At 63.3% G+C, this 12,639-nt stretch carries 16 protein-coding genes; 7 read left to right on the forward strand and 9 right to left on the reverse strand.

The window, feature by feature from the left end:
* Window positions 1-3 precede the first annotated feature (3 nt).
* Complete coding sequence (dapE, locus tag D3242_RS21225; protein ID WP_019862466.1) at window positions 4-1,197, reverse strand: succinyl-diaminopimelate desuccinylase; 1,194 nt, start codon at window positions 1,195-1,197, stop codon at window positions 4-6.
* A 124-nt stretch (window positions 1,198-1,321) separates the two neighbouring features.
* Here dapE and D3242_RS21230 point away from each other — a divergent pair, with 124 nt between their 5' ends.
* Window positions 1,322-2,374 carry a 2-dehydropantoate 2-reductase gene (locus D3242_RS21230; RefSeq protein ID WP_064985273.1) on the forward strand — a complete coding sequence of 351 codons (1,053 nt, stop codon included), beginning with the start codon at window positions 1,322-1,324 and terminating at the stop codon, window positions 2,372-2,374.
* Here D3242_RS21230 and D3242_RS21235 read toward each other — a convergent pair.
* The 4 genes from D3242_RS21235 to dapD form a co-directional block, all read right to left on the reverse strand.
* On the reverse strand, window positions 2,277-3,050 hold the full coding sequence (locus tag D3242_RS21235) for a hypothetical protein (protein ID WP_019862464.1): 774 nt from the start codon (window positions 3,048-3,050) through the stop codon (window positions 2,277-2,279). The genes D3242_RS21230 and D3242_RS21235 overlap by 98 nt on opposite strands.
* A 127-nt stretch (window positions 3,051-3,177) precedes the next feature.
* Window positions 3,178-3,555: a DUF805 domain-containing protein gene (locus D3242_RS21240; RefSeq protein WP_064985276.1), complete on the reverse strand. Its 378-nt coding sequence runs from the start codon at window positions 3,553-3,555 to the stop codon at window positions 3,178-3,180.
* Window positions 3,548-3,901, reverse strand: a complete 354-nt coding sequence (locus D3242_RS21245; RefSeq protein ID WP_019862459.1) for a DUF805 domain-containing protein — start codon at window positions 3,899-3,901, stop codon at window positions 3,548-3,550. Before D3242_RS21245 ends, D3242_RS21240 begins: the two co-directional genes overlap by 8 nt.
* A 72-nt stretch (window positions 3,902-3,973) precedes the next feature.
* Window positions 3,974-4,828: a 2,3,4,5-tetrahydropyridine-2,6-dicarboxylate N-succinyltransferase gene (gene dapD / locus D3242_RS21250; RefSeq protein WP_038651207.1), complete on the reverse strand. Its 855-nt coding sequence runs from the start codon at window positions 4,826-4,828 to the stop codon at window positions 3,974-3,976.
* Window positions 4,829-5,053: 225 nt separating this feature from the next.
* Between dapD and D3242_RS21255 the strand changes: the two genes are divergently transcribed.
* Window positions 5,054-5,899 (forward strand): LOG family protein, encoded by an 846-nt coding sequence (locus D3242_RS21255; RefSeq protein ID WP_081296171.1) that lies wholly within the window; start codon window positions 5,054-5,056, stop codon window positions 5,897-5,899.
* 48 nt (window positions 5,900-5,947) lie between these two features.
* Here the strand turns inward: D3242_RS21255 and D3242_RS21260 are convergent, their stop codons facing one another.
* On the reverse strand, window positions 5,948-6,676 hold the full coding sequence (locus tag D3242_RS21260) for a pyrimidine 5'-nucleotidase (protein WP_019862456.1): 729 nt from the start codon (window positions 6,674-6,676) through the stop codon (window positions 5,948-5,950).
* A gap of 162 nt (window positions 6,677-6,838) precedes the next feature.
* Here D3242_RS21260 and D3242_RS21265 point away from each other — a divergent pair, with 162 nt between their 5' ends.
* From D3242_RS21265 to D3242_RS21275, 3 genes are all read left to right on the forward strand, one after another.
* Window positions 6,839-7,600: a GGDEF domain-containing protein gene (locus D3242_RS21265; RefSeq protein ID WP_019862455.1), complete on the forward strand. Its 762-nt coding sequence runs from the start codon at window positions 6,839-6,841 to the stop codon at window positions 7,598-7,600.
* A gap of 185 nt (window positions 7,601-7,785) precedes the next feature.
* Window positions 7,786-7,983 (forward strand): hypothetical protein, encoded by a 198-nt coding sequence (locus D3242_RS21270; RefSeq protein ID WP_027047606.1) that lies wholly within the window; start codon window positions 7,786-7,788, stop codon window positions 7,981-7,983.
* Window positions 7,980-9,419 (forward strand): GMC oxidoreductase, encoded by a 1,440-nt coding sequence (locus D3242_RS21275; protein ID WP_064985277.1) that lies wholly within the window; start codon window positions 7,980-7,982, stop codon window positions 9,417-9,419. The genes D3242_RS21270 and D3242_RS21275 overlap by 4 nt, the downstream gene beginning before the upstream one ends.
* 43 nt (window positions 9,420-9,462) lie before the next feature.
* Here the strand turns inward: D3242_RS21275 and D3242_RS21280 are convergent, their stop codons facing one another.
* Together D3242_RS21280 and D3242_RS33600 are read right to left on the reverse strand one after the other, a co-directional pair.
* Window positions 9,463-10,674, reverse strand: coding sequence for an FAD-dependent oxidoreductase (locus D3242_RS21280; RefSeq protein WP_064985279.1), 1,212 nt, complete (start codon window positions 10,672-10,674; stop codon window positions 9,463-9,465).
* A 2-nt stretch (window positions 10,675-10,676) separates the two neighbouring features.
* Entirely contained in the window at window positions 10,677-10,844 is a 168-nt protein-coding gene (locus D3242_RS33600) for a hypothetical protein (RefSeq protein WP_010912744.1), read from the reverse strand.
* A 95-nt stretch (window positions 10,845-10,939) separates the two neighbouring features.
* Here D3242_RS33600 and D3242_RS21285 point away from each other — a divergent pair, with 95 nt between their 5' ends.
* The gene (locus D3242_RS21285; protein WP_019862451.1) at window positions 10,940-11,437 is read left to right on the forward strand and encodes a MarR family winged helix-turn-helix transcriptional regulator; all 498 of its coding nucleotides are present in this window, start codon (window positions 10,940-10,942) and stop codon (window positions 11,435-11,437) included.
* 50 nt (window positions 11,438-11,487) lie between these two features.
* Here D3242_RS21285 and D3242_RS21290 read toward each other — a convergent pair whose 3' ends face one another.
* A complete protein-coding gene (locus D3242_RS21290) occupies window positions 11,488-12,120 on the reverse strand; it encodes a TetR/AcrR family transcriptional regulator (RefSeq protein ID WP_038651194.1) in 633 nt (210 codons plus the stop codon).
* A gap of 102 nt (window positions 12,121-12,222) precedes the next feature.
* Between D3242_RS21290 and D3242_RS21295 the strand changes: the two genes are divergently transcribed.
* Window positions 12,223-12,627 carry a VOC family protein gene (locus D3242_RS21295; RefSeq protein WP_038651191.1) on the forward strand — a complete coding sequence of 135 codons (405 nt, stop codon included), beginning with the start codon at window positions 12,223-12,225 and terminating at the stop codon, window positions 12,625-12,627.
* Window positions 12,628-12,639: the final 12 nt, after the last annotated feature.

A 12,639-nucleotide genomic window follows, 5' to 3' on the forward strand; every position in this document is an offset into this window, starting at 1 on the left:
TGCTCAGCCCTGCCCGAACCAGTCTTCGATGAAGCGCTGGTAGATCCGCGTCAGCGTTTCGAGATCGGCAAGGGCGACGCGCTCGTCGACCATATGCATGGTCTTGCCGACCAGACCGAACTCGACCACCGGGCAGTAATCCTTGATGAAGCGCGCATCCGATGTGCCGCCCGAAGTGGACAGCGCCGGCTTCTTGCCGACCGCCGCCTTGATCGAACCGGCAAGCGTGTCGACCAACTTGTCGTCGCGGGTCAGGAAAACATGGCTTGGCCGGTCGCGCCAGACAAGGTCGTAGTCGACCGGCGTCTTCTTGCCCGGCCGGTACTTCTTGCGCTTCGCCGCCTGGTCGAGCCGGTTGTGGATTTCGGCCTGGACGGTCTCGGCCGTCCAGGTGTCGTTGAAGCGGATGTTGAAGGTCGCGGTGGCCTTGGCGGGGATGACATTGGTGGCCGGGTTGCCGACATCGATGGAGGTGACCTCCAGATTGGTCGGCTGGAAATCCCTGGTTCCCTTGTCGAAGACGGGATGCAGCAAGGCGTCGACCAGGCCCATCAAGCCGCGCACCGGATTGTCGGCAAGCTGCGGATAGGCGGCATGGCCCTGGCGGCCATTGACCATGATCGACCCGGACAGAGAGCCGCGCCGGCCGATCTTGATCATGTCGCCGAGCGCATCCGGATTGGTCGGTTCGCCGACGATCGAGGCATCCCATTTCTCGCCCCTGGAAGCGGCCCATTCGAGCAGCTTGACCGTGCCGTTGATGGCCGGGCCTTCCTCGTCGCCGGTGATCAGCAGCGAGACCGAACCCTTGGGGCCGCCATTGTTCTCGACATGGCGCGCTATCGCCGCGACGAAGCAGGCAATGCCGCCCTTCATGTCGACGGCGCCACGGCCATACATCTCGCCATTGGCGATCTCGGCGGCGAAAGGCGGATGCGTCCAGGCGGCTTCGTCGCCGACCGGCACGACATCGGTATGGCCGGCGAACATCAGATGCGGACCGTTGCCGGACCGCCTTGCATAGAGGTTCTCGATGTCTGGCGTGCCGTCTTCCGAAAAGACCGGCCGGTCGACCAGGAAGCCGAGCGGCTTCAGCATCGTTTCCAGCGCGCTCAGCGCGCCGCCTTCGGCTGGTGTCACCGAGGCACAACGGATAAGGGCGGCGAGGTTTGCGGCGGGGTCGGTCGGCAGCGTCATGGCAAAAGCGATAGTCGAAAGCTGAGGGCCTGTCACGGGCAGACATAGGGGCCAGCGCGTGGCAGACGATGCCGCCGACATTATGGTTTTCATGTCGTATAGTCGGGCCGGTGCGGAGCAAGAGATGGCAGACGGGGAAAAACGGATCGTCATCGCAGGCGCCGGCAGCATCGGCTGCTATGTCGGCGGTTGCCTGGCGCTCGCCGGGCGGCAGGTTGTCCTGCTGGCCCGGCCGCGCATCGAGGCAGCGCTACGACAGGGCGGATTGCGTGTCAGCGACCTTGAAGGCCGCGATCGCCTGGTCAAGCCGGACGCGCTCGGGGTCAACGCCGATCCCGCCGTCGCTCTGCCGCAGGCGGATGTGATCCTGGTGACCGTCAAGAGCGGCGCGACACAGGAGATGGCGGCGCTGATCAAGGCCCATGCCCGACCCGATGCGGTGGTGATCAGCCTGCAGAACGGCGTCGACAACGCCGACAGGCTGCGCGCCAGGTCTGGCCAGCGAACCGTGCTGGCCGGCATGGTGCCGTTCAATGTGGTGCAATCGCCTGAGGGCGAGCTGCCGCTGCGCGTCCACCGCGCCAGCGAGGGCAAGGTGATGATAGAGGATGGCGGCCTTGCCGGCCTTCTCGATGTCGCCGGTGTTCTCGATGTTGAAGGGCTGGCGGTCGAGACGCATGGCGACATGAAGGCTGTGCTGTGGGGCAAGCTTTTGATGAACCTCAACAACGCGCTGGTGGCGTTGTCGGACCTGCCGCTGGCGCGCGAACTCGCCGATCGTCGCTGGCGGCTGATCCTGGCCGGCCAGATCGACGAGGCGCTGCGGGCGATGAACGCCTCCGGCATCGCGCCGGCGCGTATCGCCGGACTGCGGCCGGCGCTGCTGCCGAAAGTGCTGCGGCTGCCGGACTGGCTGTTCAAACTGCTGGCGCGGCGCATGCTGGCGATCGACCCTCAGGCGCGCTCGTCGATGTGGGACGATCTGCAGCGCGGCCGGCCGACGGAGATCGACGAACTGCAAGGCGCGGTGCTCGGCCTCGCCCAGAGAACGGGGACGCCGGCGCCGCTCCTGAAAAGCGTTACCGCTTTGGTGCGCGCGGCGGAAGCGGCACGGCTTGGCTCGCCCGGCCTGGCGCCGGAACAGGTTGTGCCGCCGGGTGCCTCTCGATCAGCGTGATCTTCTGCCAGATCTTGCGCGACAGGTTGGACGCCAGGTTCTCGATGTCATTGACGCCGTCGATGACGACATCGTCATTGACCGACTGCGCGAACAGAGCGGCGATCTTGCCGGTGATCGACAGCATTTCGGAGCAATAGTCGAGGTAACGCGCGAGATCAGCGGCATTGGTGATGCGGGCCGGGGAATGCGCCGTCGGCCTGAAATCGGCCGAAAGAGCCGCCGGATCCTTGGTCAGCTGATGCATGTCGATGACGTGGATCAGCGAGCGCAGACCGTGCAGTTGGCGAAACACCCGCTTGCGCTTGATGCGCTCCTCGGTGCGAATCAGCGCCAGCAGGCCGAGCACGGCAAGGATGATCATGTTGATCGTGGCTTCGATGCCTTGCACCGACTGCACCGCATCGTCAGCCTGGGAGATGTGGATGAGCGGCAGGATGGTGCCTACGAACAGGAAGATCAACGCGCCGGCGAGGACGGCGGCGATGATGAGCCCGCGCAGCCACCAGATCGGCGCTTCGAGCGCCTGGGCCGCCTTGGCCAGATCGCGAGACAGCGACACCAGTTCGGCGGCGACGCCGCGCAGCCCGGCCTGGGGAAACCGTTCCGCAACGCGCTCTTCAAGCCGTTCGGCGGTCTCGATGATCAGTTTCGGATCAAGCGTGCGGTAGCGCATGTCCGATCGGCCCTCAGAGCATGATGCCGAAAAATGTGAAGCGGTTTTCGGACGGCATCATGCTCTATCTCTTTGATTTAGAGACGGATTCAGATTTCAGGTCGATTCGACCTGAAATCATCCGGCTCTAGGGTTGTGCCGGCTCGTTGGTGCGCCGGCCATAGCGGTTGGGTCCAGGCTGCCCTGGAAACAGACACAACAAAAGAAAGGCGACGATCGAGACGACCGGTACGAACAGGATCAGCGCGGCAATGCCCGGCTTGTCGAGGTCGTGCAGCCGCTTCACCGCCAGCGCGATGTTCGACCATAGCGAGGCAATGAAGGCGATGAAGAAGATGAACGACCACATATTGCTCTCGGCCGAGCCTTCCGGAACCAGCGTGAAGCGGTAGAGCGGGAAGGCCTGGATGATGGCGACGAGCAGGCCACCAAGAAAATAGGCCGCGCGGCTGACGCGGCCCGATATCTTGAAGAAAAGCCAGGTGAGATTTGAACTGTCAGGCAAGCGGGTCCGGTCCGTATTGATTGGCACCCCTGGCGCCTTCGAGAATGCCGCATTCCACCAGAAACCAGATCGCGCCGATAAAGGGTACCAGGATGATCAGGCTCCACCAGCCGGACTTGCCCCGATCATGCCAGCGCTTGGCGTAGACGGCGAAGACCGAATAGAGCATGGCCAGCCCATAGAGCAAATAGATAAAGCCGTAGGGCATTTGGTTGAATGTCGTGCCCAGTATGTTGTCGAGGATCATCGCGATGACCGCGCCAACGAAAATGATGCCAACGCAGGCCCAGAACTTGGCGCGGTTGATGCGGCCGTCGAAACTTGTGAGCAGATATTTCCAGTCCATGTCACCCCTCCATGTCGAACCAGCGCGACGGATTGTCGCGCCGGCGGAAGGTGCGCCCGCTTTGCGGAAAGATCAATCGCGCAGCAATTCGTTGATCGAGGTCTTCGACCGGGTCTTGGCGTCGACGCGCTTGACGATGACGGCGCAGTAGAGGCCGGGGCCGGGCTCGTTGTTCGGAAAAGGCTTGCCCGGCAGCGAGCCGGCGACGACCACCGAATTGGGCGGCACTTCGCCGTAGAAGATTTCACCGGTGGCGCGGTCGACGATCTTGGTCGACTGGCCGATGAAGACGCCCATGCCGAGCACCGAGCCTTCGCGCACGATGCAGCCCTCGACGACTTCTGAACGCGCGCCGATGAAGCAATTATCCTCGATGATGGTGGGGCCGGCCTGCATCGGCTCCAGCACGCCGCCGATGCCGACGCCACCCGACAGATGTACGTTCTTGCCGATCTGGGCGCAGGAGCCGACGGAGGCCCAGGTGTCGACCATGGTCCCCGTATCGACATAAGCGCCGACATTGACGAAGGACGGCATCAGCACGGCGCCCGGAGCGACATAGGCGGAACGGCGCACGATCGACGACGGCACGGCGCGGAAGCCTGCCTTCTCGAAATCGACGGCGCTCCAGCCATCGAACTTGGACGGCACCTTGTCCCACCAGACGGCCTGGCCCGGGCCACCCTTGATGATCTCCATCGGGTTGAGCCGGAAGGAGAGCAGCACGGCCTTCTTCAGCCACTGGTTGACGTGCCACTTGCCGTCGGCCTGGCGCTCGGCGACGCGCGCCAGGCCGCGGTCGAGCAGGTCGAGTGCGGCCTGGATGGCGTCGCGCGTCTCGCCGCGGGTCGCGGTCGAAATCGTATCGCGTTCGTCGAAGGCCTTCTCGATGGTCTTTTCGAGGCTCGCCAGATCGGGCTTCGACATGAATTCGCTCCATTACCAAGCTGTTAAGGGGCTGCGCCTTAACCTGTTTTGACGTCGCGTGGACCGCAGGCATGCTTCGTCTGCCTGGGTCTTTGCATGTAGCAGGTTCTTGTCGCAAAACCGCCGGACACGTTTGCGCGACCTGCTTATGTTAAGGCTCAGTGAGGGTCAATCGCACCTGCGTCATGGGACGGCGCAGTCAAGGAAATTTGGACGGGTAATTTGATGACACCTATGGAAAAGGCGGGGTGGACGCCGCTGCCGCATTCGGACGAGGATCTGGAGCGGTCGAAAAGCGTGCCGGACACGCCGCAGACGCGGGCCGAGACCTACCGGCTTGCCTGGAACGATCCCGACTTCATGACGCGGCGCGAATTGCGCGCGGTGCGTCTGCAGCTCGAACTCTTGAAGCCGGAAATGATCCTGGCCGAGCGCGGCATCCGATCGACGGTGATCCTGTTTGGCGGCGCGCGCCTGCCGGAACCCGGCGGCGAGGCCTGGGCGGCCAAGAACGAGACGCAGAAGAAGAATCTCGAGGAAAACAGCAAATATTACGAGGAGGCGCGCAAATTCGCTCGCCTGTGCTCGCAGCAATCGGCCGCCTCGTATTACCGCGAATATGTCGTGGTGACCGGCGGCGGCCCCGGCGTGATGGAAGCGGGAAACCGCGGCGCCGACGATGTCGGCGCACCGTCGATCGGGCTCAACATCGTGCTGCCGCATGAACAGGCGCCGAACGCCTATGTGACGCCGGAGCTGTGTTTCAACTTCCACTATTTCGCCATCCGCAAGATGCATTTCGTCATGCGCGCCAAGGCGGTAGCCGTGTTTCCCGGCGGCTTCGGCACGATGGACGAGTTCTTCGAGACGCTGACGCTGATCCAGACCGGACGCATGGAGCGCGTGCCGGTGATCCTGTTCGGTAAATCGTTCTGGAAACGCGCGATCAATCTCGACTTCCTCGCCGAGCAAGGCACGATCAGCCCCGGCGACCAGGACATCATCGATTTCGTCGACACCGCCGACGAAGCCTGGGGGATTGTCAGCCGGTTCTACAAGTTGGGGGAGTAAGGCAGTAGGCAGTAGGAGAATAAGGCGTTTGCAGTCGCTGCTTCCAGATCAATTTCCCCTACTGCCTACTGCCTGTTCTCCCGCAACTATCGCCGTCAGAAACCCCGCCAGATCGTCGGTGACGAAATCGACGTCGTCTTCCTGCGCGGGGTCGCGTTCCCAGATCTCGGCGAAGGTCGGCTCGAAATTGCGCGGCACGACGAGCACGGTGGTCATGCCCAGTGCCTTCGGCACCTCCAGGTTGCGGGCGAGGTCCTCGAACATCACCGCATTGTGGCCGGTAACGGCATGCAGCTCGGCGAACTTCTCGTAGGTCTGGCGCGCGGGCTTGGGATTGAGGCCGGCGGCGACGATATCGAAAATGTCGTCGAAATGGTCGAGGATGCCGAGCTGGCGCGCGGTGCGCTCGGCGTGCCGGCGGTCGCCATTGGTGAAGATGAACTTACGGCCGGGGAGCTGGCGGATGGCGGTGCCCAGGACAGGGTCGGGCACCAGCCAAGAATAGTCGATGTCATGCACCTTCTCGAGGAAATCATCGGGATCGATGCCATGGCGCGTCATCAGCCCGTTCAGCGTCGTGCCATATTCGCGATAAAGCTCCTTCTGCAGCTTGCGCGCCTCCTCGCGCGGCAGCGACAGCAGCTCCCCGACATAGGCGGTCATCTTGACGTCGATCTGCGAGAACAGATTCGAATGATGCGGATAGAGCGTGTTGTCGAGGTCGAACACCCAGTCGGTGACATGGGCGAAGCGGGCGGGATCAGGCTGCGTGGTCATGCGCTCCTTATGGCATGAAACGCGGATACTGAAAGAGACTTTATCCACAACTTCCACGCGCTTTTAGTGGCAGAAATGGCCGCACGATTCAAATTTTATGCAACCGGGAAAGGTGGCCTTCAGGGCTTGCTGGCACAGAGACAGTCCTGTGGGGAGCCCGCGATGAACAGCATCATTCTGAAATCCGCCGCTATCGCTTTCGCCTCCGTCGCCGCCTCGCTTCTTCTGACGCTGATCATCGTTCCGGCCCTGGGATTCCCGGTCAACCGAACGATCTGGCTGAGTTCGACGCTCTGTCCGCTGGTGCTTGCATGGGTGGCCTGCGCCAGCACCTTCTGGCAGAGCGACAGGCTGAAAAACGCGCACCGCGAACTGGCCCGGGCGCACGCCCAGCTTGCAGCCGCACACCGCCGCCTGTCGGAGAAGGCCAGCCGCGACGACATGACCGGCATGCTCAACCGGGAAAGTTTCTTCGCCGCGCTGGACGGTTCGCGGCGCAAGTCCGACCGCGGCGCGCTGCTGATCATCGACGCCGATCATTTCAAGAAGATCAATGACAGTTTCGGCCACCTGACCGGGGACGACGCGCTGCTGCTGATCGCCAGCGCCATCGAGCGCGGCGTGCGCAGCGGCGACGTGCTTGGCCGCATCGGCGGCGAGGAATTCGGCGCCTTTCTGGTCGGCGCCACCGAGCAGGAAGCCAAGCGTGTCGCCGAGCGCATTCGCCGCGAGGTCGAGCTGATCCGCTTCCGACCGGTGGACGAACGCACCATTCCGCTGACCGTCAGCATCGGCGGCACCGTGTGCGGCGAGGACGTCAACGTATCGGAGCTGATGCGCGCCGCGGACCGGCGCCTCTACCAGGCCAAGCATGGCGGCCGCAACCTGACGATCCTCGATACGGACATTTCCGCGGCCGCGTGAGCCGGCCGGTCCGGCACACCTCGCCCGTTAAGGAATTTCTAACCCTGTTTGCATTCGGTTGTACCGCTTGCCCGCCTTTTCACGCGCTGGGGCCGGGCTTGGCACGATACTGGCCTCTGTGACGATGCGTGTGCCGTTCGGGGATTGTCATGCGCACATCGAGGCCCCTATCCGAGAGACCTGGCATGAGTTTCTTCAAAAAAATGTCGCGCCGCACGCTCGTGCAGGCGCTGATCGCCCTGCCTGCCCTGTCCTTGTTCCGCAAGCTGCCTGAAGCCGACGCGGCCCGTGCCGGTCCTTCAAGGTCCGATCCATCACCGGACGACCCGAATGAGATCGTCGAGGTCAATGGCTGGATCCTGAAGCGGAGCGACCTGGCATGATCTTCGACAGCTATGAGGCGTATCGCGCCGCCAACTTCAAACCCAAGGTCTGCATCCTCGGTTCGGGTCCGGCCGGCACCACCATTGCCCGCAAGCTGGGCGCCGCCGGCATCCCGGTCGTGGTGCTGGAGGCCGGCTCGCGGGAGTTCAGCGACGAGTCGCAGGATTTCTACCGCGGCACCACGGTCGGCGATTTCTATTTCGGCCTCGACATCACCCGGCTGCGGTATATGGGCGGCAGCTCCAACCATTGGGCCGGCTGGTGCCGCGTGCTCGACAATCAGGATTTCGAGCCGAAGGCCTGGGCACCCGACACAGGCTGGCCGATCCGCCGTGCCGACATCGAGCCCTATCTGCCCGAGGTGCACGATATTCTCGAACTTCCCGATTTCCGGCCCGATGTGCCGATCTCGGACGACATTCGCTGGGTGCAGCTGATCAAGAGCCCGGCGGTGCGCTTCGGCGAGAAATTCGCCGACGAGCTCGACAAGAGCCGCAACATCGCCGTCGTGCTCAACACCTATGCCACCGAGCTTGCCGGCGACGGCAAACGCGTGAACGGTGCCAAACTATGGTCCAACGGCCAGGAGGCCGGCGCTTTCAGTGCCGACTATTTCATCGTCTGCACCGGCGGGCTGGAGAATTCGCGGCTGCTTCTGTGGTCGAACCAGCGCTCCAACGGCGGCGTCGTCCCGAACGCCACGGCACTTGGCCGCTACTGGATGGAGCACCCGACCTTCGAGGGCGGCAATGCCATCCTGGCCGACTACGGTGAGTTCGAGGTCGATGCCGTCAATGAGGCCTTCTTCTCGCCGACGCTTGCCGCGATGGAGCGCCTGCGGATCATGAATTTCGGCATCCGGCTGATCGAGACGCCCTATGCCGGCGTCAAGCATGTGATTGCCGACCTCGCCTGCACGGCGCCCGACATGGCCGAATGGGTTGCCTATCAGCTCAGCCAGAACCTGCGCTGCGCGGCCCAACTCTACGTCGCCTGGGAACAGGCCCCGCTGGCCTCCAACCAGATCGAGCTGTCCAAGACCGATGTCGACCATGCCGGCGTGCCGCGCATCGAGCTGCACTGGAAGAAATCGGAGCTCGAACGCCGCACGCTTGTCGAAGGCCTGAAGCTGTTCGGCACGACGCTCATCGAAAAGGATCTCGGCCGTGTCCGTCTCATGGACTGGATTGCCAATGGCGAGGATTATCCGACCGACGAGGAGACCGCTGGCCACCATCATATGGGCGGCACACGCATGGGCACCGACATCGCCAGAAGTGTTGTGGACGCCAACTGCAAGGTGCACGGCATGGACAATCTCTATGTCGGTGGCTCCTCGGTGTTCTGCACATCCGGTCAAGCCAACCCGACGACGACGATCACCGCGCTGGCCTGCCGGCTGGGCGATCATCTGAGCAAGGTGGTCGCTGTCTGAACGGCTGGGGTCTTCCGCGCCCGCGACCGGCGCGGAAATCCAGTCAGACCGACGGTTTTTCGAGCGGCGTCAGGTCGGCACGGTAACGCGTCATGGCGCGGTTCGTGCGTGCGCCCAAGCGGACGAAGAACGGCAACATGAGGTCACGCAGGAACAGAGCGACGCGGCCTTTCACCTGTTTTTGCGCGCCGATCCGCCGGCTGACCTTGACGATGTGCTCGACGCGGTCCTGACGCAGCGCCTGAAAGGCGGCGAAGGCCTGCGCCGGCAATGGTGTCGCATCCAGGCACGCGGCCAGCACCACGGCGTCCTCGATGGCCATCGACGCGCCCTGCCCGGAATGCGGCGCGACGGCATGCGCTGCATCGCCCAGCACGACCACCCGGCCGGTGTGCCATTTTGGCAGATGCAGCATGTCGAACACGGGGTAGGCGCGCGGGATTTGCGTGACGGTGTCGACGATCTGGCGGATCGTCCGGGGATCGCCGGCGTGCAACTGGCGAACGGTTGCCGCCAAATGCAAGGGATCAGGTCTCGCCAGGGCGGCATCCTCGTCCAGCGGGAAGGACGAGAACCACAACACCGGTCCATCATGCGGTTTCATGTAGCCGAAGAAGGCTTTCTTGCCGAACACCATATGCATCAGGCCGTCGGTCGGCTCGACAAAGGGCAGTTCCGCCACGCCGCCGACGCCGGTCAGTCCGGTATAGACCGGATCCGGGGAGGCCGGAAAACAGACGCGACGGACGCGCGACCAGACGCCATCGCAGCCCGCGAGCCAGGCGGCATCGACGGTGACGCCATTGCCGAAGGCAAGGCGCACACAATCAGGCTGGTCTTCGATTTCGGCGAGCGCATGGCCAAAACGGATGTCGGCGCCAAGCGCCAGCGCCTCATCCAGCAGCGCGCCGAGCAGGTCCGAGCGCCGCAACGTGACGCTTTCGGCGCCGGCCTCGCGCATCGATAGCTGCTCGTCAAGATGGATGAGCCGGCGCCCGGCGGCGTTCATGATCTCGAAGCCAAGGGTGCGAATGCCCAGCGCGCTTACCCGCTCGGCGAGCCCAAGCGCACGCAGCGCGTTGATGCCGTTGGGGGCCAGAGTGAGGAAGGCGCCTTCGCTCAACGCTTCGCGCGACCGCGCCTCGAACAGGCGGACGGCAAGCCCCTGCCGCCGAAGCATGACGGCAAGGGCCAGCCCGGCAACACCGGCGCCAATGATGGCGACCGGCAATGCCGAGAGGGTGGTGACGGCCATGGTCACAGGCCGTAGATGGCGATGCGCACCAGCACCGCCGCGGCGGCCAGCGCCACGAGCAGGATGCCGAGGCCGATCGGGGAACCCCAGCCATACCATTCCATCGCCAGCTTGGCGTATTTGAATTCATCCTCGTGGGAGAGAGGGGTACGTTGTTGAATCAAGCTCATTTTTTCACTCCTTGTCGGCGGCCGGCTCTTGCCTTGTCGGTGCTACGGCCGCATATTACTGCGATAGTCTAAATGTTAGACGGATTGATAGTTAGATGATCGAAATAAATTCGTCAAGCAGGTATCGCGACGAAATCGCGGCCGCGATCGGCCTTGCCGTGATGCAATGGCAGGACGCCACGCAGGCCTATGACGAGGCGGTGGGTGCGAGGCTCGGGCTGAACATGGCCGAGCGCCATTGCATCGGACTGCTCTATGGCGGCCCGCAATCGGCCGGCGCGATCGCGACCGCGACCGGGCTGACGCCGGCCGCCGTGACGGCGCTGATCGACCGGCTCGAGGCACGCGGGCTGCTGACGCGCACGCGCAGCCTCGAGGACAGGCGCAAGGTGGTGATCGAAGCGACCGAGGCTACGCGGGACCTGTCGGCGCGCTATTACGGCGCCATCGCCAAGGAGGGAGAGAAGGTGATCGCCACCTTCAGCGACGCCGAACTCGCGACCATATCACGCTTCGTCAACGCCGCGCTCGACCTGCAGCGCGCCCAGCTTGCGCGGCTGAAAGCCGAGGGGTCGGACACCTCAGGGCGATAGGGGCGCATTTTTTGTTCGCGGCGTTACCGCAATGTCGGCGGGGAACGCGACTATTTCGGCTGGACCCCATAGACGGCCAGAAATGCCTCCACCGAGGCATCCGCGTGCCGTTCCAGTTCGGCTTTGGAGCGCCGGTTGCTTCCCGTGAACATGGCTTCATTCATGGGGATCCAAAGAAGCATTCCGAAAAGATGGCTGGCTGCCAGATAGGGATCGCTGGTCTGTATCAGTCCTCGATCGGTGAGCTTTTGAAAGCAGGACCCCGTCGAGGCAAGCATGCGCTCAAAACCTTTTTCGTACCAAGCGCGGCCAAGCTGCGGCATTCGATCCGCGTTGGCGATGATCAAGCGCCGCAGCTTCAACAACTCTTCGTCCATGAGAACCGCTATCAGACGTCGGGCAAGCTGCTGCAGGCCGCCTTCCATGAATTTCGCCTCGGAAAGCAGCGTCGTCACGGACTCGATAATATCGTTGACCTGGCCAGCGGTTGACAGAACGACTTCGCCGAACAGCGTCTCCTTGTCGGTGAAATGCTTGTAGACGGTCTGCTTGGAGGCCCCCGCTTTGGTAGCGATTTCCTCCATGCTGGTCCCGTCATAACCCTTGCTGATGAACGCCGCCGTGGCCGCCTGGATGATCTCGCGATCCTTGCGTTCCGATCTGGTCTCACCGTCGATTTTCAAGGCGCTCTCCTGGCCAGTACTAGACGGTACCGTTCCCGCATGGTAGCCATGAAACGGTACTGGACTGACTAGTACCTGTCAACGAAGGCAAGGCTTAGACCGATGACCAAGATGATCTTCATAAATCTGCCGGTGCGCGATCTGCAGGCGGCGACCAACTTCTATCTCGCGATCGGCGGCACGCTCAATCCGCAGTTCTCGAACGACCAGGCCAGCTCGATCATGTTCTCCGACTCGATCGGGGTGATGCTGCTGACGCACCAGCACTACGGCCAGTTCACGACGCGCCAGATCGGCGACGCCAGGCGCGACAGCCAGATGCTGATCGCGCTCACCGCCGGCAGCAAGGACGAGGTCAATGCCACGATCGAGAAGGGCGTGGCGGCCGGTGGCCGCGCCGATCCCAACCCCGCGCAGGACCTCGGCTTCATGTTCAACCGCCACATCGAAGACCCCGACGGCAACGTCTGGGAGTTCCTGTGGATGAACCCTGCCGCCATGCAATAGCCCCGCGGATCA

Origin of the sequence: Mesorhizobium jarvisii (genome assembly GCF_003601985.1) — a bacterium.
In the GTDB taxonomy this organism is placed as follows: domain Bacteria; phylum Pseudomonadota; class Alphaproteobacteria; order Rhizobiales; family Rhizobiaceae; genus Mesorhizobium; species Mesorhizobium jarvisii.